The 20074-nt window shown below is 66.8% G+C and carries 18 protein-coding genes; 10 read left to right on the forward strand and 8 right to left on the reverse strand.

Features of this window, described 5'->3' with window-relative positions; translation table 11 throughout:
* Positions 1-33: 33 nt before the first annotated feature.
* Positions 34-498: a tRNA (cytidine(34)-2'-O)-methyltransferase gene (locus F817_RS0110940; protein WP_024327691.1), complete on the reverse strand. Its 465-nt coding sequence runs from the start codon at positions 496-498 to the stop codon at positions 34-36.
* Here F817_RS0110940 and F817_RS0110945 point away from each other — a divergent pair.
* Positions 497-1489: a dihydroorotate dehydrogenase gene (locus F817_RS0110945; protein ID WP_024327692.1), complete on the forward strand. Its 993-nt coding sequence runs from the start codon at positions 497-499 to the stop codon at positions 1487-1489. The two genes, F817_RS0110940 and F817_RS0110945, sit on opposite strands and share 2 nt — an antisense overlap.
* A gap of 319 nt (positions 1490-1808) precedes the next feature.
* On the opposite strand, the gene ntrC is transcribed toward F817_RS0110945, so the two are convergent.
* The 6 genes from ntrC to F817_RS0110975 form a co-directional block, all read right to left on the reverse strand.
* Positions 1809-3245: a nitrogen regulation protein NR(I) gene (gene ntrC, locus F817_RS0110950; RefSeq protein ID WP_024327693.1), complete on the reverse strand. Its 1437-nt coding sequence runs from the start codon at positions 3243-3245 to the stop codon at positions 1809-1811.
* Positions 3245-4342, reverse strand: coding sequence for a nitrogen regulation protein NR(II) (glnL, locus tag F817_RS0110955; protein ID WP_024327694.1), 1098 nt, complete (start codon positions 4340-4342; stop codon positions 3245-3247). The genes ntrC and glnL overlap by 1 nt, the downstream gene beginning before the upstream one ends.
* A 182-nt stretch (positions 4343-4524) precedes the next feature.
* Entirely contained in the window at positions 4525-5181 is a 657-nt protein-coding gene (locus F817_RS0110960) for a DUF4124 domain-containing protein (RefSeq protein ID WP_024327695.1), read from the reverse strand.
* A gap of 101 nt (positions 5182-5282) precedes the next feature.
* The gene (locus F817_RS0110965; protein ID WP_024327696.1) at positions 5283-6137 is read right to left on the reverse strand and encodes a hypothetical protein; all 855 of its coding nucleotides are present in this window, start codon (positions 6135-6137) and stop codon (positions 5283-5285) included.
* On the reverse strand, positions 6137-6532 hold the full coding sequence (locus F817_RS0110970; protein ID WP_024327697.1) for a DUF2782 domain-containing protein: 396 nt from the start codon (positions 6530-6532) through the stop codon (positions 6137-6139). The genes F817_RS0110965 and F817_RS0110970 overlap by 1 nt, the downstream gene beginning before the upstream one ends.
* Entirely contained in the window at positions 6532-7257 is a 726-nt protein-coding gene (locus tag F817_RS0110975; protein ID WP_024327698.1) for a TIGR00730 family Rossman fold protein, read from the reverse strand. The genes F817_RS0110970 and F817_RS0110975 overlap by 1 nt, the downstream gene beginning before the upstream one ends.
* Positions 7258-7376: 119 nt before the next feature.
* Between F817_RS0110975 and polA the strand changes: the two genes are divergently transcribed.
* Genes polA through F817_RS0110990 form a run of 3 tightly spaced genes read left to right on the forward strand, consistent with a single transcriptional unit; the run spans position 7377 to position 11257 of the window.
* Positions 7377-10079: a DNA polymerase I gene (gene polA, locus F817_RS0110980; protein WP_024327699.1), complete on the forward strand. Its 2703-nt coding sequence runs from the start codon at positions 7377-7379 to the stop codon at positions 10077-10079.
* Positions 10080-10598 carry a hypothetical protein gene (locus tag F817_RS0110985; protein ID WP_024327700.1) on the forward strand — a complete coding sequence of 173 codons (519 nt, stop codon included), beginning with the start codon at positions 10080-10082 and terminating at the stop codon, positions 10596-10598.
* An 11-nt stretch (positions 10599-10609) separates the two neighbouring features.
* Positions 10610-11257: an SCO family protein gene (locus F817_RS0110990; RefSeq protein ID WP_024327701.1), complete on the forward strand. Its 648-nt coding sequence runs from the start codon at positions 10610-10612 to the stop codon at positions 11255-11257.
* A 256-nt stretch (positions 11258-11513) separates the two neighbouring features.
* On the opposite strand, the gene yihA is transcribed toward F817_RS0110990, so the two are convergent.
* Positions 11514-12143 (reverse strand): ribosome biogenesis GTP-binding protein YihA/YsxC, encoded by a 630-nt coding sequence (gene yihA / locus F817_RS0110995; protein WP_024327702.1) that lies wholly within the window; start codon positions 12141-12143, stop codon positions 11514-11516.
* A gap of 461 nt (positions 12144-12604) precedes the next feature.
* Between yihA and F817_RS0111000 the strand changes: the two genes are divergently transcribed.
* The 6 genes from F817_RS0111000 (at position 12605) to F817_RS0111025 (ending at position 19997) form a co-directional block, all read left to right on the forward strand.
* The gene (locus F817_RS0111000) at positions 12605-13228 is read left to right on the forward strand and encodes a cytochrome c (protein WP_024327703.1); all 624 of its coding nucleotides are present in this window, start codon (positions 12605-12607) and stop codon (positions 13226-13228) included.
* Between the two features lie 264 nt (positions 13229-13492).
* Positions 13493-15559 (forward strand): cytochrome c biogenesis protein ResB, encoded by a 2067-nt coding sequence (locus F817_RS0111005; protein ID WP_024327704.1) that lies wholly within the window; start codon positions 13493-13495, stop codon positions 15557-15559.
* Between the two features lie 27 nt (positions 15560-15586).
* Positions 15587-16759 (forward strand): c-type cytochrome biogenesis protein CcsB, encoded by a 1173-nt coding sequence (gene ccsB / locus F817_RS0111010; RefSeq protein ID WP_024327705.1) that lies wholly within the window; start codon positions 15587-15589, stop codon positions 16757-16759.
* Positions 16760-17392, forward strand: coding sequence for a thiol:disulfide interchange protein DsbA/DsbL (locus tag F817_RS0111015; RefSeq protein WP_024327706.1), 633 nt, complete (start codon positions 16760-16762; stop codon positions 17390-17392).
* Positions 17393-17437: 45 nt separating this feature from the next.
* Entirely contained in the window at positions 17438-19078 is a 1641-nt protein-coding gene (locus F817_RS0111020; protein ID WP_024327707.1) for an acetolactate synthase large subunit, read from the forward strand.
* Between the two features lie 37 nt (positions 19079-19115).
* Positions 19116-19997, forward strand: coding sequence for an endonuclease/exonuclease/phosphatase family protein (locus F817_RS0111025; protein WP_024327708.1), 882 nt, complete (start codon positions 19116-19118; stop codon positions 19995-19997).
* Positions 19998-20074: the final 77 nt, after the last annotated feature.

Genomic DNA, 20074 nt, shown 5'->3' on the forward strand with positions numbered 1-20074 from the left:
TCCCGCAGGCCGTGCCTGCCCGCCAGCCCGGGATCATGTGCCGCCGGGGAACCCCAGTTGGCTCCAGGCCTCGTAGACCACCACCGCGACGGCATTGGAGAGATTGAGGCTGCGACTGCCCTCGCGCATCGGGAGGCGCAGGCAATGCTTCGACGGCAGGGCATCCAGGACGGACTCGGGCAGGCCTCGCGTCTCCGGACCGAACAACAAGGCATCGCCATCGCGGAAGGTCGGGGCGTCGTAGCGAGCCTGCCCGCGCGTGGTGATGGCGAACACCCGGCCAGGCTGCACCGATTCCCGCCAATGGTCGAGGCTGTCATACTCTTGCACCCGGGCCAGCTCGTGATAGTCGAGCCCGGCGCGGCGCGCCCGCGCACTGTCCAGCTCGAAGCCGAGCGGGTGGATCAGGTGCAGCGCCGCCCCGGTATTGGCCGCCAGACGAATGATATTGCCCGTGTTCGGCGGGATCTCCGGTTCATAGAGGACGATGTGAAGCATGAGTGATTCGCGCACCGATCCGCGGCTGGCCCTGGACTTCTGCGGGCTGCATTTGAACACGCCGCTGGTGCTGCTGTCCGGCTGTGTCGGCTTTGGCGAGGAATACACCCGCGTGGCGGGTTTCTCCAATCGCGATGCCGGGGCTATCTGCCTGAAGGGCACCACGGGCGCCGCACGGCTGGGCAATGCCCCGCACCGCGTCTACGAGACCCCGGACGGCATGCTGAACGCGATCGGCCTGCAGAACCCCGGGGTCGATCACGTGGTGGACCACACCCTGCCGCAGCTGGACTTCGACGAGACCCGCTTCTTCGCCAACGTCTCGGGCTCAACAATCGAGGAGTACATCGAGGTCACCCGGCGCTTCGACGACTCGCCGATCGACGCCATCGAGATCAACATCTCCTGTCCCAACGTGAAGGAGGGCGGCGTCGCCTTCGGCAATGACCCGGACATGTCCGCGCGGGTGGTCGAGGCCTGCCGCAAGGTCACCTCCAAGCCGCTGATCACCAAGCTATCGCCCAACCAGACCGACATCGCCGAAAACGCCCGACGCTGCATCGAGGCCGGCACCGACGCCTTTGCGGTGATCAACACCCTGATGGGGATGGCAGTGGACGTGGAAAACCGCCGCGCGGTCATTGGTAACAACCAGGGCGGCCTGTCCGGCCCGGCGATCAAGCCGATCGCGCTTCTGAAGGTGCAGCAGGTCTATCAGGTGGCCGCGCCGCACAACGTGCCGATCATCGGCCAGGGCGGCGTGATGAATGCCACCGACGCGCTGGAATTCCTGATCGCCGGCGCCAGCACGGTCGGCGTGGGCACCGGGCTGTTCTACGATCCCCTGTGCCTGCCGAAGATCCTGCACGGCGTCAGCGACTACATGGACCGCCACGGCTACACCCACGTGCGCGACCTGACCGGCACCCTGCAACTGAATGGTGCCGTCTCCGCCTGCGCCCCGCCCGCACCGCAGGATCCCACCACCTGAAAGGCCGGTTCACTAAAGAGCCTGTTGACCACGAAGCCCACGAAGGCACGAAGAAGGGCAAGGGCGATTTAACCACAGAGATCACGGAGGACACGGAGAAAACCAGGGATGGTTTTGTTACGGGTAGGATGCCGATGAGCGTAGCGAATCGCATCGGCCACACGGGGTGGCCCGGCCCCGATGCGTTTCGCATGGCTCAACGCATCCTACCCCTCTGAAAAATTGGCGCCGTTCTCCGTGTCCAATGTGCACTCTGTGGCACAAAAGCTTTTGGCCTTCGCCCTTCTTCGCGCCTTCGTGTGCTTCGTGGTGAAAGAACCTACTCGTCGTCGAGGCCGAGTTCGTGGATCTTGCGAGTAAGGGTGTTGCGGCCCCAGCCGAGCAGGGCGGCCGCCTGCTGGCGATGGCCGCCGGTGGCGTTCAGGGCCTCGCGGATCACGGTGCGTTCCAGCTGTGGCAGGACCGAACCCAGCAGGTCGTGATCACCCCGCTGCCAGTGCTGGCGGGCGACCTGGGCGAGCTCGGCGGTCCAGTCCCGCGGGCCGGGCACGACGCTGGCCGGGGCGCCCCCCGGCTCGGCGCGGGTCTCGGTGGGCTGGTGCAACTCGGCCGGCAGGTCATCCAGGTGCACCTCCCGGCCCGATGCCATGACGGTCAGCCAGCGACAGGTGTTCTCCAGCTGTCGAACGTTGCCCGGCCAGGGCAGGCGCTGCAACTCCGCAACCACCTCGGGGCGCATGGTCTTGGCCTCTACCCCCAGCTCCAGCGCTACCTCCGCCATGAAGTGCTGCACCAGCAGCGGAATGTCCTCCGGGCGCTCGCGCAGGGAGGGCACGTGGATGCGGATCACGTTCAGGCGGTGGAACAGATCCTCGCGGAACAGGCCCGCGCGGACGCGTTCCTCCAGGTCCTGGTGGGTCGCGGCGATGATGCGTACGTCCACCCGGATCGGGGTATGCCCGCCCACACGGTAGAACGTGCCATCGGACAGCACACGCAACAGGCGCGTCTGCAGGTCGAACGGCATGTCGCCGATCTCGTCGAGGAACAGCGTGCCGCCATCGGCCTGCTCGAAGCGCCCCTTGCGACTCTGGTTGGCCCCGGTAAACGCCCCGCGTTCGTGGCCGAACAGCTCGCTCTCCAGCAGATCCTTGGGGATCGCCGCGGTGTTCAGGGCGATCAGGGGCTGATCGGCGCGCGGGCTGTGCTGGTGCAGGGCACGCGCGACCAGTTCCTTCCCGGTACCGGATTCGCCATTGATCAGCACGGTGATGTTGCTGCGCGAGAGCCGGCCGATGGCGCGGAACATCTCCTGCATGGCCGGGGCCTCGCCGATGATCGGGGTCTCCTCGATCTCGGGACCGGCGGGGCCGTTCTCCTGGCCGGCCCGGCGCGCCTCCAGCGCGCGCTGCACGAGCGCCACGGCCTCGTCGACGTCGAACGGCTTGGGCAGGTACTCGAACGCCCCGGTCTGGTAGGCGCCCACGGCACTCTCCAGATCGGAAAAGGCCGTCATGATGATCACCGGCGGCGGGTCCGGGCGGGTCTGCATACGAGCGAGAAAGTCCAGGCCGTTCAGGCCCGGCATGCGAATGTCGGCGACGATGGTGTCCGGGACCGGGTCGCGTTCCAGCGCCGCCCAGGCGGCATCCGCGGACTCGAAACCGCGCACGGCGAGCGCGTGGCGCTGGAGGGCGCGTTCCAGCACCCAGCGAATCGAGTCGTCGTCGTCGATGATCCAGACGATGGGCTCCATCAGTGCGTGGCCTCCCGGGCCTTCGGGGGTTCAATCGGAAGCAGGATGTCGAACGAGGTCACCCCGGGGCGTGAATGGCATTCGATCAGTCCGTCGTGCAGCTGGATCAGGCTCTGGGCAATGGGCAGCCCGAGACCGGTACCCGCCGCGCGGCCCGTCACCATCGGAAAGAAGATGCGCTCGCGGATCTCTTCCGGGATACCGGGCCCGTTGTCGCGCACGCTCAGTTTGGCGACCAGGCGGTGGCGGTGGCCGGAGATGGTGTACTGGCGCAGGATGCGCGAGCTCAGGGTGATCTCGCCCCCATCCTCCAGGGCGTGCACCGCGTTCTGCACCAGATTCAGGATCGCCTGCACCAGCATGTCGCGATCGGCTTGCACGTCGGGGATGCTGGGGTCGTAGTCACCGCGGATCTTCAGCCCCAGCGGGAGCTGGACGCTGACCAGGCCCCGGACATGCTCCAGCACCTCGTGCAGGTTGACCGCCTCGCGCCGCGGCAGGTTGTTCGGCCCCAGCATCCGGTCCACCAGGCTGCGCAGACGATCGGCCTCGCGGATGATGATCTGAGTGTATTCCCTGAGCCCCGAGTCATCCAGTTCGCTGGCCAGCAACTGGGCCGCGCCGCGCAGCCCGCCCAGCGGGTTCTTGATCTCGTGGGCCAGCCCGCGGGTCACTGCACGGGTGATCGCCTGCTGCTTCTGCAGCTGTTCCTCGCGGCTGATGCGCTCGTGGCGGTCGATCGCGTTCAGTTCGAACAGCAGCTGACCCGGTTGTCCCGCCTCGCCGTGCAGCGGCGTGATGACGACGTCGGCGAGGAAGCGGTCGGCGCGCAGCGGCTCCATCTGTCGGGCGCGCAGGGTGATGGGCTGATCCAGGGTCAGGGCCGAACGCAGCCGGTTCGCCAGGTTCCGGTCCAGCTTGAGCCACTGCCCCAGCCCATGGCCGACAATGCGCTCGCGGCTCAGCCCGAGCAGCACCTCGGCGGCACTGTTCATGCTCAGCAGGCACAGGTCGGCATCGGTGACCAGCACGGCCGTGGACAGATCGTCCCACCAGGGCGGGGTGGCCGGTCCGGAATTGGAAGGGGGCGTGGTCATCAACAGGCCTCAAGCAGGAATCGCGCCAAGCAAACATGGCCGGGCGAGGCGCCGAAGCCGTGGGCTGGGTCACGAATCGAAGCCGGCCACCACACCCTGAAAACAAAAACGCCCCAACATGGTGCAACTATAGCACCATGTTGGGGCTCATGGCGCACCAATAAGGTGCAGAAAAAGGTTTGTCAGTTCGCGCCAGGCGTCACCGGCTGCGGCGCCCGTGGCGCCTGCGGGGCCTGGGGCGCCTGGGGCGCGCCGCCGGGCGGGAACTGCTGGGGTCGCTGCTGCTGTTGCTGCTCGCGCGGAACGGCCATGCGCAGGACGTTGAACTCGATGGTCTCGCTCGCCCCCAGCTCCTGGCCGGATTCATCCACGATCCGGGCCTGCAAGGTGTGCGCGCCACGATCGAGCCCCTCGAAGGTGGTGCTGGGTGCGACACCTTCGCCGGCCTCCTCGCCGTTCAGCAGCCAGATCACGCGATGCCCGGCATCGGCATCCAGCGCTGGCTCGAGGTCCAGCTCGGCGGTGACGTTGCCGTCGTTCGCGCGCACCCCCTCGCCGTCCTCCGGCCGGTCGATCGCGACTCGCTGATAGGCGCCCTCCGCTTCCGGCTGGCCGCGCGGACGCACGGGACGTTCGAGGATCTCCCGCGCCCCCTCCAGCGGCACCCCGCGCATCGGCTCGCGCACATCCACGGACTCAGTGGAACGCCCCTCCGGCGGCCGGTCCCCGAAATGGACATTGCCCTGATCGTCGGTCCAGCGGTAGACCTCGGCGCTGGCGAGCGCCGGGGCCAGAAGGACGGCCAGCGCCAAGGCCAGCCAGAGCGTGGTTCGGAACATGGGCCTTCCTCCTTGGGAGACGCGGACCAATCCCGCCTCCTTTGTGCTTGCCGATCGCGGCGAGCTCGGCTGCCCGCCGCCGGAGCGGGTGCGCGTCAGGATCAGGCGGCCGCGCGTACCCAGACGCCCTGCAGGCGTGCCGCTTCGGCCTGCAAGGCCGCGAGGCGATCCCGCCGCGCGGTCCCGCCGGCGCCCGCTTCCAGTTCCTCGAGCCAGTCGTCCAGCGCGGCCAGGCGGAGCATCGTGGGCGCCGCACCGCGCTCGATGGCGGCCAGCGGACGACGCCCATTGAAACCGGACAGCAAGGCCCGGTAACGCTCGGCGTCCGGCTGGCCGACCTCGTCCACGGCCACGGCCAGGGCGATGCGCGCGAGCTGCCAGAAGGCCGGGACGGGTGCGGGCGGGACGACCAGGTCCGCCAGGCCGGGGCCCTCCGGATAGACGCGCACGGATTGCCAGTAGCTCCCCGCCAGGGGCAGATCCTCGAAGCGATAAAGCCCCTGGTGGTGCAGTTCGGCATCCAGGATCGCGCGCGACTCGGCATCCAGCGAAGCCGCGATGGCATCCGCCCGCTCGCGCATCTGTTGCTGCAGCACACCGCGCCGGTAGCCATCGCCGGCCGGCAGGGCGCCGGCCGTGTGCCGGCCCTGCCAGTCGGCCGCGCGCTCGCCCAGGGCCTCAAGGCTGCCCGGCCCCTCGGCCGCGACCGCGTCCTGCCGGGGCTGGCCGCGCTCCAGCACCAGCACCACCTGCCCGGTATCGGCATCCACGCCACGGCCGATCACGCGACCGCAGCCGGCGGGCACTTCGGCGAGCGCGGCTTCCAGGGCCGGGGCGGCGCCTGGCGCCACGCGCAGACACTGCGCCGGACGGCCTTCGTGTTCCGGGCCGCCGGCACCGGGGTCCAGGGCCAGGCCGGCACACTCGCCACAGGCGCGGATCTCGGAATCAGTCATTACCATCGGAAAATCACCCAGGAAGGGGGTACAAAGTCAGGATCCAGCTCGTTGCGACGGCCATCCAGCGTGCCATCGCCGGTGGTATCGATCAGGTAGTAGGTCGGACCCACCGCGGGTGTAACCTCGATCATCACCAGCTCGCCACCCACACGGTATTCGCGCCGCGTCTCGCCTTCGCGCTCGATAATGATGATGTCGGCGTCCTCCAGCGAACGCTGCTCGCGGGCGCGCTCGTCGAGCACCGGGGGCGGCGGGTCGTCGCCCTCCTCGAGTTCCGGAGGAGGCGGGGCATCGCCCCATTCGCGGTCTTCCTGCGCCAGCGCCGTACCGGAGACCAGCAGCAGGGCCGCCAGCAGCGACAGGGGCAGACTCGGGCGGATCGGGGTCATCATCACAGCTCCATGAGTCGTTTCTTTTCTTCCGCGGACGGTTCGAAGCTGCGCGCCTCGTAGTACTCGAAGATCACGTCCACCACGTCCTCCGGCGAATCTACCAGCGAGTATAGCTGGAGGTCCTCCTGGTCGATGGTGCCCTGTTCCACGAGCGTGTCCTGGAACCAGTCGAGGAGTCCCTTCCAGAACTCGCTGCCCACCAGCACCACGGGAATGCGCCGGGTCTTGCCGGTCTGCACCAGGGTGAGGATCTCCGCCAGCTCGTCCAGCGTCCCGAAGCCCCCGGGCAGGACCACATAGGCCGAGGCGTACTTCACGAACATCACCTTGCGCGAAAAGAAGTGGCGAAAGCCCAGGCCCACGTCCTGGTAGTCGTTCGCGCTCTGCTCGTGCGGCAGCTGGATATTGAGCCCGATGCTGGGCGAACGGCCACCGAACGCCCCTTTGTTGGCCGCCTCCATGATGCCCGGCCCGCCTCCACTGACGACCGCGAACCCGGCATCCGACAGCTGTCGCGCAGTCGTCTCGCCCAGCTGGTAATAGCGATGCTCCGGGGGAAAACGGGCAGAGCCAAAAATGCTCACCGAGGGCTTGATGTGCGCCAGGCGCTCGAAGCCCTCCACGAACTCCGCCATGATCTGGAAGATCTTCCAGCTTTCCCGGGTCAGGGCGGAGTCATCGATCGGGCGCAGGCCCGGGTGTTCGGCACGTTCGCGGTTGTTCATGCAGCAGATTCCCAAGGGTCAGGACATCAGCGTACCGGCGGCCCCGGGTGGGCACAAATGGTCGCGGCACGGGCCGGGCCTGTAGAATGGCGCGCGTTCCCTGTCCGGACTCCGTATCCATGTCGCAAGCGCCCCTCGTCCTGGTCGACGGCTCGTCGTATCTGTTCCGCGCCTTCCATGCGCTGCCGCCGCTGACGGCCCCGGACGGCGCCCCGACCGGCGCGATGATCGGCGTGGCCAACATGCTGCGCAAGCTGCGCGCGGACTACGGGCCGAAGCACATGGCGGTGGTGTTCGACGCCAAGGGCAAGACCTTCCGCGACGACATCTACCCCGAATACAAGGCCACCCGCCCACCGATGCCGGATGAGCTGGCCGCCCAGATCGAGCCGCTGCACGAACTCGTCCGCGCAATGGGCCTGCCGCTGCTGTGCGTCGGGGGCGTCGAGGCCGACGACGTGATCGCGACCCTCGCGGACCAGGCCGCGCGCGCCGGGCACGACGTGGTGATCTCCACCGGCGACAAGGATCTCGCCCAGCTGGTGGATGATCGCATCACGCTGGTGAATACCATGAGCGGCGTCACCCTGGACCCGGACGGGGTGCAGGAGAAGTTCGGTGTGACCCCGGAGCAGATCGTCGACTATCTCGCGCTGATGGGCGACAGCGTCGACAACATCCCGGGCGTGGACAAGGTCGGCCCGAAGACCGCGGCCAAGTGGATCGCGAAGTACGGCGACCTCGACACCATCCTCGAGCAGGCCGACGACATCGGCGGCAAGATCGGCGAGAACCTGCGCGCGGCCGCCGACCGGCTGCCGACCTCGCGCGAGCTGATCACGGTCAAGCGTGATCTCGAGCTGGACATCGGCCCCGACGACCTCGCCATCCGGGAACCGGACCACGACCGCCTGCTGGAGATGGTTCGCCGCTACGGCTTCACCCGCTGGCGTGCGGAGCTGGAAGGCGGCAACGGCGATACCGCCGCCGAAAATCCCGGCCCCGCGCAGACGAAGGGCGACTACCAGACCCTTCGCGAGGAGGCCGAGCTGGCCAAGCTGCTGGAACGCCTGGAGCAGGCCGACCGGGTCGCGTTCGACACCGAGACCACCAGCCTGGACGCGATGCGCGCCGAACTGGTGGGCATGTCCTTTGCGTTCGAGCCGGGTACCGCGTACTACCTTCCGCTCGCCCATACTGGGCCGGATGCGGACCCACAGTTACCGTTCGACGCGACGCTGGAGCGCCTGAAGCCGTGGCTGGAATCCACGGACCACGGCAAGCTGGGCCATCACCTGAAGTACGACCGCAACGTGCTCGGCAATCACGGCATCACCCTGCGGGGCATCGTCGATGACACGCTGCTGGAGTCCTTCTGCCTGGACGCCGGCGCCAACCGCCACGATCTCGACTCGCTGGCCGAGCGTCATCTCGACTACAAGACCACGCACTACGAGGACGTGGCCGGCAAGGGCGCCAAGCAGATCCCGTTCGCCGAGGTGGATATCGGGATCGCCACCGACTACGCGGGCGAGGACGCCGACATCTGCCTGCAACTGGATGCCGTATTCCAGCCACGCCTGAACGAGGCCGAGGGCCCGGCCTTCGTCTACCGCGAGATCGAGATGCCACTGGTACCGGTCCTGGCGGACATCGAACGCGCGGGCGTGAAGGTGGACCCGGACCTGCTGGGCGAGCAGAGCCAGGAACTGCTGAGCGAGATGGAGCGCATCGAACGCGAGGCCTTCGCGGAGGCCGGCGGCGAGTTCAACCTCGGCTCGCCCAAGCAGATCCAGGAGATCCTGTTCGAGCGCCTGGGGCTTCCGGTGCTGCGGCGCACGCCCAAGGGCCAGCCCTCCACCGCCGAGGACGTGCTCGAACAGATGGCGGACGACTACGCCCTGCCGCGCCTGATCCTCGAGCACCGCGGCCTGTCCAAGCTGCGCAGCACCTACACCGAGACGCTGCCGCGGCGCATCCACCCCGAAACCGGGCGGGTGCATACGTCCTATCACCAGGCTGGCGCCGCCACCGGACGCCTGTCGTCGTCGGAACCCAACCTGCAGAACATCCCGGTACGCACCGAGGCCGGGCGGCGCATCCGCCAGGCCTTCGTCGCCGAGGCGGGCCACCAGCTGCTGGCGGCCGACTACTCGCAGATCGAGCTGCGCATCATGGCCCACCTGTCGCAGGACGCGGGCCTGCTCAAGGCCTTTGCCGAGGGCCAGGACATCCACCGCGCGACCGCCGCCGAGGTCTTTGGCACAGAGCCGGACCAGGTCTCGAGCGACCAGCGCCGGGCCGCCAAGGCGATCAACTTCGGGTTGATCTACGGCATGTCCGCCTGGGGGCTGGCGCGCAACCTCGGCATCGAGCAGGGCGAGGCGCGCGAATACATCGACCGCTACTTCAATCGCTATCCCGGCGTGCACGACTATATGGAGAAGGCCCGCGCCAGCGGGCGCGGGAACGGCTATGTCGAGACCTTGTTTGGTCGTCGCCTGTACCTGCCGGAGATCAACAGCCGCAACGGCGCGCGGCGCCAGCAGTCCGAGCGCGTCGCGATCAACGCCCCGATGCAGGGCACGGCCGCCGACATCATCAAACGCGCGATGGTGCGGGTCGCGAACGACCTCGCGGAGTCGCAAATCGATGCCCGCATGATCATGCAGGTGCACGACGAACTGGTATTCGAGGTGGCCGACGATGCGATCGACTCCCTGACCACGCTCGTGCGCGGGGCCATGAGCGGCGCTGCCGAGCTCGACGTGGAGTTGGTGGTGGATGTCGGCACCGGCGCCAACTGGGACGACGCGCACTAGATGGCCGGCTCGCTTGCGAAGGGGTTCAATCGGGTCGCCCCCTGGCTGGTCGCGGTCCTGCTGCTGGCGACGGCCTGGGTACTGGCCGATCGCTATCTGGATACCGGTGGTTCCGACGACATCACCATCGTCCAGCCCGGCGACTGCGACCTGAACACGCGGCCCTGCAGCGCCCCCCATCCGGCCGGCGGCACGCTCACCCTGGCGATCACACCGCGCCCGGTGCCGATGCTGCAACGACTGGACCTGACCCTGAAACTGGATGCGGCGGCCCGCGCCAGCCTGGGCGAGCCGGAGGCCCTGGAGCTGGACCTGGCGGGGGTGGAGATGTACATGGGCTTCCAGCGCCCGCGGCTGGAACACACCGGCAACGGGCGCTACACCGGCGAGACGACGCTGCCCATCTGTACCACCGAGGCCATGACCTGGGCCGCCACCGTAATGCCCGCGGGCGACCCGGACGCGGCCCGGGTCCAGTTCCGCTTCATCACCCGCCGCAGCCACGCGGGGACACCCTGAGGGAGACCGACATGCAGCGTATTCCGCTGAGCAGCCTGTTATGGGGCCTGGCCGTGCTGGCGGCCGGTGCCCTGCTCGTCTTCGTGATGCTGCGCCCGGCCCCGCCGCCCGTGTCCCAGGGGGCCGGCCACGAGCGCCTCCCGGTGGCCGATGCGGCATCCGGCGGGCCGATCGAACTGCCGGTCTCCACGGAGGGCGAACGGTTCCGGCTCGCGGACCTGGAGGGTCAATACGTCTGGGTGTACTTCGGCTATACCGCCTGCCCGGATGCCTGCCCGACCAGCCTCGGCTGGATCAGCGCCGCGCTGGATCGCCTGCCTCCCGAGCTGGAGGGCGAGGTGGCCGCGGTGCTGGTGAGCGTCGACCCGGAACGCGACGACGCACAGCGCCTGAAAACCTATGTCGGGCACTTTCACCCGGCCATCCAGGCCGCCACCGGCAGCCACGAGGAGCTCCAGCCGATCACGGAACGCTACGGGGTGTTCTACGAGCGCACCGAGATCGACTCGGCGATGGGGTATGTGGTGGACCACAGCTCGTCCACCTACCTGGTGGGACCGGAAGGCGAGCTGCTGGATATCTATCCGCACGGGACGCCCGCCGGCGACCTGTTGCAAGGCCTCCAGAGGCACATGGAACGGGGCGACGATCGGGAATAGGCCGCGCCCGCGGTCTCGCGCCGCCCGAAAAGATGGATTCTGTGAAAAATTTCGCAATCCGGAGGCACTCGACCGGAACTTTGGCCGGGGGCCGCTTTCTCATTCAATGAGCGCTCTAGCCCAGCGCGGCCCGCTTCTCTCCCTGAGCGGGCAATAGGCCTCTCTCCCCCCTGTAGAGGCCGAAATTAGCCCCGGTCCCACCCCAAGGCCGGGGCTTCTTTTTGTCTGGGTTTCGCGAGACGCGGGGACGCGGTCCTCACTCGGCCGCAGGGCCACCCGCATCGTGCTCGGCCAGCCAGTCGCCCAGCAGGCCGCGCAGGTCATCGACGCCCTGGTTCTTCAGCGAGGAGAAGGTCTGCAGGGTTGCTTCCACGCCCATGGCCTCCAGCTCGCCGTGCGCCTTGCGCAACTGGCGATCGGCCTCCTGGCGCGAGAGCTTGTCCGCCTTGGTCAACACACAGTGCAGGCGGCAGCGCTCCAGCGGGACCCACTCCAGCAGCTGGCGATCCAGGTCCGTCAGCGGGCGGCGGATATCCATGATCAGCACCAGCCCGATCAGGCACTGGCGCGTTCGCAGGTAGCCGCCAAGGAGCTGGTCCCATTCGGCGCGCTTGCCGGCCGAGACCTTCGCATAGCCGTACCCCGGCAGGTCCACCAGCCGCCAGTGCTCCGCCGGTGGCAGGCCGAACAGGTTGATCTCCTGGGTGCGGCCGGGGGTGCGGCCGACCCGCGCCAGCGCCTTGCGCCCACACAGGGCGTTGAGGGCGCTGGACTTGCCGGCGTTGGAGCGCCCGGCAAAGGCGATCTCGACGCCGGTGTCGGCCGGGAGCTGGGCAATCTGCGCCACGCCACGCAGGAAGTCGGTTTCGCGAAATCGGGGTTCCATGGGGCGAGAGAGCATCCTAGGGAAACACTGATGAATGTACACGCGCGCGCTCGAGTCGCTTTTGCGTGCGAACAAGGCGCGGCGACCGCCGTGCAGTCATTCTGCACAAGGGAGCCGCAACGCCGTTCCCGCGCCCGTTTTTGATCACAACGGGCGGCCGAGCCCCTGCTTTGAATCGTTTGTGGGGTTGGCACCCCAGGTTCCCCGATCCGGCGTTGCGCCGCTTGCGGGTAGATCCACTACCCGCTGCGCGACGCGCCTTGCCTCGGAAAACCTGGGGTCCCAACGCGAGCGTGTACATTGATCAGTGTTTCCCTTGGCCGAGTGCCGGACTCGGTTTATTTTTGAGTACAAATTAGCATTGTGCTATAAACTGCGCCCCTTATGTTGATCGCCCTGCCACGGGGCACAAGGAACGGGTCGAGACCCGGCACGCATTTACAAGCAGGAGATTCTCCATCATGAACCACAAGCTTTCCGCTCTCTTTGCTGCCCTGTCCGTATCCCTGCTGCTCCCGCTGTCGGCGGCCCAGGCGGGCGATCCTCAGCGCGGCCAGGAACTCTCCCAGTCCTGCGCGGCTTGCCACCAGGCGGACGGTAACAGCGTCAACCCGGAATGGCCCAAGCTCGCTGGCCAGCATCCGAAGTACACCGTCAAGCAGCTGCAGGACTACAAGTCCGAGCGCCGCGAGAACAGCCTGATGCTGGGCCAGGTCGCCAACCTGGACGAGCAGGACATGCGTGACCTAGCGGCCTATTACGCCGAGCAGGAGATCACCACGGAAACCGCCGACGAAGAAGTCGTCGAGCGTGGCGAGCGGATCTATCGCGGCGGCATCCCGTCGCAGAACGTCGCCGCCTGCATCGCCTGCCACGGCCCGAACGGCAACGGCAACCCGGAAGCCATGTTCCCGGCGGTCGCGGGTCAGCACGCGCAGTACAGCGCCGATCAGATGCGCTACTTCCGCAGTGGTGACCGGGCCAACGACAACGGCCGCATGATGCGCAACATCGCGCGCAACATGTCCGACGCCGACATCGAGGCCGTGTCCCAGTACATGGCCGGCCTGCAGCCGAACGACTGATTCGGCTTCGAGTCCGCCGCGCAGGATGGCGGCGAAACGACCCAGGGAAGGGGCGGCCTCGGCCGCCCCTTTTCATTGGGCAGGAGAAAAGTGCTTCATACGGGAATGCCGCCGCAGCCGGATGCGTCATGGTGGGGCGCGGCGAACTCCACGGCGCGTGCTCGGTCCACTCAATGCTCGCGGAACGTCCGTGCAGTTTGTCTTGGAAATTGAATCCCCGTCGGGTTGCTTCGCATAGTCGCCAGGGTTAAAGCAGGTTTCAGAATGTCGAATAACGATCAGGCCGCAACCGCCGGCCCGGCCCCCGCATCCCGTCAGAAGACCGCCCGCAAGCCGCGGCGCAGCCGGATCATTGTCGATTTCATGGGCTCGATGAGCCTGGCGATCACGCTCCTGGTCGCGCTTGCGATTGCGTCGGTGATCGGCACCGTTCTGGTACAGAACGAGCCCTACACCGAATACCTGATGGACTTCGGTCCCTTCTGGCACGAGATCTTTGCCGGGATGGGCCTGTACCAGGTGTATTCCGCCACCTGGTTCCTGCTGGTGGTGGCGTTCCTGGTCATTTCCACGTCCTTCTGCGTTTACCGCCAGACCCCCGGGCTGCTGAAAGACCTGCGGCGCTACAACACGCAGGTCAAGGAAAAGTCGCTGCGCTCGTTTCACTCGTCCGCCGAGGCAGACCTGGAGCAGCCGCAGGACGCATTCCTGCAGCACGCCCACCGGGTCCTGAAGGCCCAGGGCTTCAAGGCACGCGAGAAGAACCACGACGGACAGACCGTGATTGCCGCCATGCGCGGGCGCTGGAACCGCATGGGCTACCTGCTGACCCATGTGGGCATCGTGGTGATCTGTGTGGGCGCCCTGGCTGACGGCACAACCCTGCTGAAGGTCAACGAGTGGCTGGGGAACCTCGAGGTCGAGACCCGTAGCGTGCCGATCTCCGAGGTCCCGCGCTCGGCCTGGGTGCCGGAGTGGAACCCGTCCTTCCGCGGCTCGGTGGAGATCCCCGAGGGCGCGTCCGCAAACGTGGTCTTCCTGCCGATGCGGGAAGGCTACTTTGTGCAGGAACTTCCCTTCCGCATCGAGCTGGAGGAATTCCGCATCGAGCGCTTCTCCACCGGCGCCGAGAGCTCCTACGAATCGGATCTGGTGATCCATGATCCAAACCGCGACGAGCCGCTGCGGCACACCATCTCGGTCAATCACCCGCTGATCTACAACGGCTACGCGATCTACCAGGCCAGCTTCGCCGACGGCGGCACTCGGTTGAGCATCGACGCCATCCCGCTGGGCGCCGAGGCACTACAGGAACTCGAAGTCCCGGGTCGCGTATTCCAGGAGATGGACATCCCGACCCCGGATGGCGATACGCGAACCATCGAGTTCATCAACTTCCAGTCGGAGAACGTCGTTCCGCTTCTCAACGAAGAGGGCGTGCGTGAAAACCGCCAGATGGGCCCGAGCTTCGATTTCCGTCTGATGGACCGCACCGGGCACGGCCTGTACTACCGTAACTACAAGCGCCCCGCCCTGCAGGAAGGCGCGATGTACTTCCTGAGCGGCGTGCGCGAAAGCCCGGCTGACGAGTTCCACTACCTGTTCCTGCCGGCCGACGCCGACAACTCGCTGGAGCGCTTCCGAACCTATCTGGCCATGCTGCACAACCCCGAGGTGCGCAACGAAATCGCCCGTCAGGTCGCGCGCGACGATGAGACGGTGGCCGACGAACAGAACCAGGCCATCGCCCGCACGACGGCCGAGCTGATGGGCCTGTTCGCCGAGGGCGGCTACATGGCCGTACACAACGAGATCGAGCGCCGCGTGCCGGCCGAACGCATCGAGGAAGTGCGCGACCTGATGATTCGCATCCTCCATGCCGGGCTCCAGGGGCTTTACATGGAGGTCCTGCAGGACGAGGGTGTCGTCTCGATCCAGGAAGAGGAGCAGCGTTTCCTGGAGGACACGATCTCGGCCATCAACGCGATCACCCTGTATCAGTCGCCGTTCTTCTTCCATCTGACGGATTTCGAGCACCGCGAGGCCTCGGGTCTCCAGATCGCCCGCGCACCGGGCCAGAGCACGGTCTACGCCGGCAGCACCATGCTGATCGTCGGGATCTTCCTGCTGTTCTACGTGTCGTACCAACGCCTGTGGATCATGGCGCGGCGGCGCGACGATGGCGAGGGCACCCACGTGGTGATGGCCGGCACCAGCAACCGCCACCAGGTGGAATTCGAGGAACGTTTCGCGCATCTTAAGCGGTGGATCATCGACCAGAAGCCGGTCGGTTCGGACCCGCAACGCGAAGACCAAAACAAGAACGCATGACCCGCAAGTAGTCGGAGGAGCACGCCCATGTCAGTACCCCACGAGGCCCTGGATTTCGAACGGCCCGGTTTCTTCCGCCAGCTACAGTTGCGCGACTGGGCCTACTTTGCACTGATGGCCGCCGTGGCGGTGATCTCGCTGGCGCTCTACGGCGAGAACATGGACCGCTACGACATCGGCGGCCTGATCCTCGCGGTCGGCACCAGCGCCTGGATGGGCTGGTTCTGGCGCCCGTGGCAAGCCTTCTCGGTCATCGTCGGGGTGCTGTCCCTGTTCGGCATCTGGCTCTACGGCGACAACCTGGCCGCCAACGAGACGAATTTCTGGCTGAACTACATCGGTTCTGGTCAGGCCGGCGTCATGTGGATGAGCGTGTTCCTCTACCTCTCCACCGTCGCCTACCTGATGGGTCTGTTCTCCAGTTCCGATTTCCCTTCCCGCGTGGGCGCCGCCTTCGCCTGGGTAGGTGCCGGTGCCGGGACCATGGCCCTGCTGGTGCGTTGGCGGGAGATCTACCTGACCGACCCGACCTGGGGCTACATCCCGGTTGCCAACCTCTACGAGGTGTTCATCCTGTTCGCGGCCCTGACCGCGCTGATGTATCTGTACTACGAACAGCGCACCGGCTCGCGCAACATGGGCGCCTTCGTAATGCTCATCATCGCGGCCGCGGTCACCTTCCTGCTGTGGTACATGTTCACCCGCGATGCCCACGTAGTCGAACCGCTGGTTCCGGCGCTGAACAGCTGGTGGATGAAGATCCACGTGCCCACCAATTTCGTGGGCTACGGTGGCTTTGCCATCGCGGCGATGCTCGGCGTCGCCTTCCTGATCCGGAACCGGCTGGAACGCACACGGCCGGACGCGGCCATCACCCAGCGCATCCCGACCAAGGACACCCTGGACAGCGTGATGTACAAGGCCATCGCGATCGGCTTCGCCTTCTTCACTATCGCCACCGTGCTGGGCGCGATGTGGGCGGCCGAGGCCTGGGGCGGCTACTGGTCCTGGGACCCGAAGGAGACCTGGGCGCTGATCGTCTGGCTGAACTACGCGGCCTGGCTGCACATGCGCTTTACCAAGGGCTGGCGCGGGCCGACCATGGCCTGGTGGGCGATCGTGGGCCTGTTCATCACCACCTTCGCGTTCCTGGGCGTCAACATGTTCCTGTCCGGCCTGCACTCCTACGGAGAACTGTAAATGAAGCGTCGTGAATTCATGGGCGCCCTGGGTGGCGCCGGCCTGCTGCTCGCCAGCGGCACCAGCCTCGCGGCCGAGTTCCGCGAAGGCCAGCATTACCGGGTCATCCAGCCGCCGCTCGACACCGGCCTCGAGGATGGCAAGATCCAGGTGGTCGAGGTCTTCTGGTACGGCTGCCCGCACTGCTATGCCTTCGAGCCGAAGGTCCAGGCGTGGAAGCCGAACCTGGCGGACGACGTGCAGTTCGAATACCTGCCGGCCCCGATGAACGACGTCTGGGCACTGCATGCCCGGGTGTATTACACCGCCGAGAAGCTGGGCGTGCTGGACGAGATCCATCAGGCGTTCTACGACGCGATCCATGACCAGGGCCGCCAGATGCATTCGGAAAGCGCGATCCTGCGCTTCGTTGACCAGCGCGGGCTGGATGCCGACGAGTTCCGCGAAACCATGCGCTCCGATGCCATCCGGCGCCGGATTGTCGAGGCCACCGAGGCCGTGCAGGATTACGGCGTAGGCGGCGTGCCGACCCTGGTCATCAACGGCGAGGCGATCGTCTCCGCCAGCATGGCCGGCGGGCACGACGAGATGCTGGAGGTTGCCGACTACCTGATCGAACGTGCCCGCGGCTAGCGCGCGGTCACTCCGCGCCTTCCTCGCTCGCGAGGTCGCCCGGCGATGAGCGAGCCGACCACCGCTCAGCGCCTGGTCGAATGTCTCGAGCAAGAGGGCGTTGAACGCATCTTCGGCCTCCCCGGCGAGGAGAACATGGCCGTTCTCGACGCCCTGGCCGATTCCTCCATCGAGTTCGTCACCACGCGTCACGAACAGGGCGCGGCCTTCATGGCCGACGTCCACGGGCGGCTGTCCGGCCGCGCCGGCGTCTGCCTGGCCACACTGGGCCCCGGGGCCACCAACCTGATCACCGGCGTCGCCGACGCCAATATGGATCACGCCCCGCTGGTCGCGATTGCCGGTCAGGCCAGCACCCATCGCCTGCACAAGGAATCCCATCAGGTCCTGGACCTGAAGGGCCTGTTCCAGCCGATCACCAAGTACAGCTCCAGCGTAGTCGAGCCCGAGATTCTTCCGGAAGTGGTGCGCAAGGCCTTCAAATGGGCAGAGGGCGGCAAGCCCGGCGCCAGCTTTCTCGAACTGCCCGAGAATATCGCTTCCCTGCCGTGCCCGAACCCGCCCCTGCCGGTGCACGCCGGCCCGGCGGCCGTTCCGGCCGACGCTTCGCTGGAAGCGGCCGCACGGCTGCTGAACGAGGCCCACCACCCGCTGATCCTCGCCGGCAACGGCGTGATCCGTTCGGGCGCCAGCGGCGCCCTGGCCGCGCTCGCCAGCGCCCTGAATATCCCGGTGGCCAACACCTTCATGGCCAAGGGCGTGCTGCCGTTCCGGCATCCGCTGGCGCTGGGCTCGGTCGGATTGCAAAGCCAAGACTTCGTGAACTTTGGCTTTCACAAGGCCGACGTCATCGTCTGCATTGGCTACGACCTGGTCGAATACCCGCCCAGCTTCTGGCATCCGGACGGCGACCGCACCCTGATCCACATCGACTCGGCCCCGGCCGAGATCGACGGGCACTACAACGTGACCGCCGAGGTCCTGGGCGACCTGACGACCTGTCTGCACCGCCTGGCGGAACAGGTCAGCCCGCGCGACGAGACGATCCTGCGTCCGCTGCGCCAGAGCCTGATCCAGGACATGAACGAGCACCGCGACGACACCCAGGTGCCACTCAAGCCACAAAAACTGATCTGGGACCTGCGCACCGCCGCCGACCTCGACGCGATCATGATCACTGATGTCGGTGCGCACAAGCTCTGGATGGCGCGCATGTTCCGCTGCGAACTGCCCAATACCTGTCTGATCTCCAATGGGTTCGCGAGCATGGGAATCGCGCTGCCGGGTGCCATTGCCGCCGCGAAGCTCTATCCCGAACGCCAGGTGGTCGCGGTCACCGGCGACGCCGGCTTCCTGATGAACGTGCAGGAACTGGAAACGGCGGTGCGCCTGGGCATCAACTTTGTCGTGCTGATCTGGAACGACAACGCCTACGGCCTGATCGAGTGGAAACAGGTCCGCGAATATGGCCGCAAGGCCTTCGTCGAATTCGGCAACCCGGATTTCGTGCAGCTGGCGCAATCCTTCGGAGCACACGGCGTGCGGATCGAACCCGGCGACAGCCTGGAGATGGCGCTGCGCGAGGCGCTCGTGGAGCCCGGCGTGACCGTCATCGACTGCCCGGTGGACTACAGCGAGAACATGAAGCTGACGGAACGTTTGGGCGAGCTGGTTTGTCCATTCTGACGACACGGACTTTACCGCCAGCAGGAGAATGCCCGCGATGACCCCAATCGCGACCGGCACCGGCCACGATCCGAGCCCCGAGCACGCGGGTGCGGCACAACCGGACACGTCGGCCCCGGAACAGCTGGGCTACCAGCACGAGCCGGACAGCCAGCGCCTGCGGCTATTGAGCTTCAACGCCCAGGTGGGCATCCATTCTTCCCGCCTGCATCACTACCTGACCAACAGCTGGAAACACGTGCTCCCCTACGGCGGGCGCATGGACAACCTCGACCGGGTCGCACGGTTTATCTCCGAATTCGACATCGTCGGCGTGCAGGAACTGGATGGCGGCAGCATTCGCAGCAACTTCGTCGACCTGGCGTCCTATCTCTCGGAACGCGCGCAGTTCCCCTACACCTACAATCGCATCAACCGCGACCTCGGCCAGTTCGCCAAGCACTCCCTCGCCCTGTTCTCGCGCCTGGAGCCGGACCGGGTCGAGATGCACCGGCTGCCCGGCGCGCTGCCCGGGCGCGGCGCCATCGAGGCCCACTACGCGATGGGGGATGGCGAGGAGCTGGTGCTGTTCCTGCTGCACCTGGCGCTCGGCAAACGCACCCGCAAGTCCCAGCTGGCCTACGTCGCCGAACATATCCAGGACCTGCCGCATGCCGTGGTGATGGGCGATCTCAACTGCCAGCAGGACAGCGAGGAACTGCGCCAGCTGGTCGCGCGCACCGGCCTGATGGAACCCATGGCCTGCCCCGCGACCTATCCCGCCTGGGACCCGCGCCTGGTCTTCGACCACATCCTGCTCACGCCGGACCTGCACGTCAGCGACGTGCGCGTCTACAACGTGGCCCTGTCCGATCACCTCCCGGTCGGTATCGAGATCGAGCTCCCGCAGCGCCAGGCCCTTCATGATCCAGCGCACTAAACCGATGCCGAAAGACGGGTACGGTTCAAGCGCGAGTGTGTACATGAGTCCGTGTTTCCCTGGCATCCACCCCAGTT

The organism is Thioalkalivibrio sp. AKL19, assembly GCF_000420165.1.
Classification (GTDB): domain Bacteria; phylum Pseudomonadota; class Gammaproteobacteria; order Ectothiorhodospirales; family Ectothiorhodospiraceae; genus Thioalkalivibrio.

What these genes read in the sequence shown, in the direction of transcription:
- F817_RS0110945 (WP_024327692.1), top strand. Translation starts at nt 497, where the DNA reads ATGAGTGATTCGCGCACCGATCCGCGGCTGGCCCTGGACTTCTGCGGG.
- F817_RS0110940 (WP_024327691.1), bottom strand. Translation starts at nt 498, where the DNA reads ATGCTTCACATCGTCCTCTATGAACCGGAGATCCCGCCGAACACGGGC.
- ntrC (WP_024327693.1), bottom strand. Translation starts at nt 3,245, where the DNA reads ATGGAGCCCATCGTCTGGATCATCGACGACGACGACTCGATTCGCTGG.
- glnL (WP_024327694.1), bottom strand. Translation starts at nt 4,342, where the DNA reads ATGACCACGCCCCCTTCCAATTCCGGACCGGCCACCCCGCCCTGGTGG.
- F817_RS0110960 (WP_024327695.1), bottom strand. Translation starts at nt 5,181, where the DNA reads ATGTTCCGAACCACGCTCTGGCTGGCCTTGGCGCTGGCCGTCCTTCTG.
- F817_RS0110965 (WP_024327696.1), bottom strand. Translation starts at nt 6,137, where the DNA reads ATGACTGATTCCGAGATCCGCGCCTGTGGCGAGTGTGCCGGCCTGGCC.
- F817_RS0110970 (WP_024327697.1), bottom strand. Translation starts at nt 6,532, where the DNA reads ATGATGACCCCGATCCGCCCGAGTCTGCCCCTGTCGCTGCTGGCGGCC.
- F817_RS0110975 (WP_024327698.1), bottom strand. Translation starts at nt 7,257, where the DNA reads ATGAACAACCGCGAACGTGCCGAACACCCGGGCCTGCGCCCGATCGAT.
- polA (WP_024327699.1), top strand. Translation starts at nt 7,377, where the DNA reads ATGTCGCAAGCGCCCCTCGTCCTGGTCGACGGCTCGTCGTATCTGTTC.
- F817_RS0110985 (WP_024327700.1), top strand. Translation starts at nt 10,080, where the DNA reads ATGGCCGGCTCGCTTGCGAAGGGGTTCAATCGGGTCGCCCCCTGGCTG.
- F817_RS0110990 (WP_024327701.1), top strand. Translation starts at nt 10,610, where the DNA reads ATGCAGCGTATTCCGCTGAGCAGCCTGTTATGGGGCCTGGCCGTGCTG.
- yihA (WP_024327702.1), bottom strand. Translation starts at nt 12,143, where the DNA reads ATGGAACCCCGATTTCGCGAAACCGACTTCCTGCGTGGCGTGGCGCAG.
- F817_RS0111000 (WP_024327703.1), top strand. Translation starts at nt 12,605, where the DNA reads ATGAACCACAAGCTTTCCGCTCTCTTTGCTGCCCTGTCCGTATCCCTG.
- F817_RS0111005 (WP_024327704.1), top strand. Translation starts at nt 13,493, where the DNA reads ATGTCGAATAACGATCAGGCCGCAACCGCCGGCCCGGCCCCCGCATCC.
- ccsB (WP_024327705.1), top strand. Translation starts at nt 15,587, where the DNA reads ATGTCAGTACCCCACGAGGCCCTGGATTTCGAACGGCCCGGTTTCTTC.
- F817_RS0111015 (WP_024327706.1), top strand. Translation starts at nt 16,760, where the DNA reads ATGAAGCGTCGTGAATTCATGGGCGCCCTGGGTGGCGCCGGCCTGCTG.
- F817_RS0111020 (WP_024327707.1), top strand. Translation starts at nt 17,438, where the DNA reads ATGAGCGAGCCGACCACCGCTCAGCGCCTGGTCGAATGTCTCGAGCAA.
- F817_RS0111025 (WP_024327708.1), top strand. Translation starts at nt 19,116, where the DNA reads ATGACCCCAATCGCGACCGGCACCGGCCACGATCCGAGCCCCGAGCAC.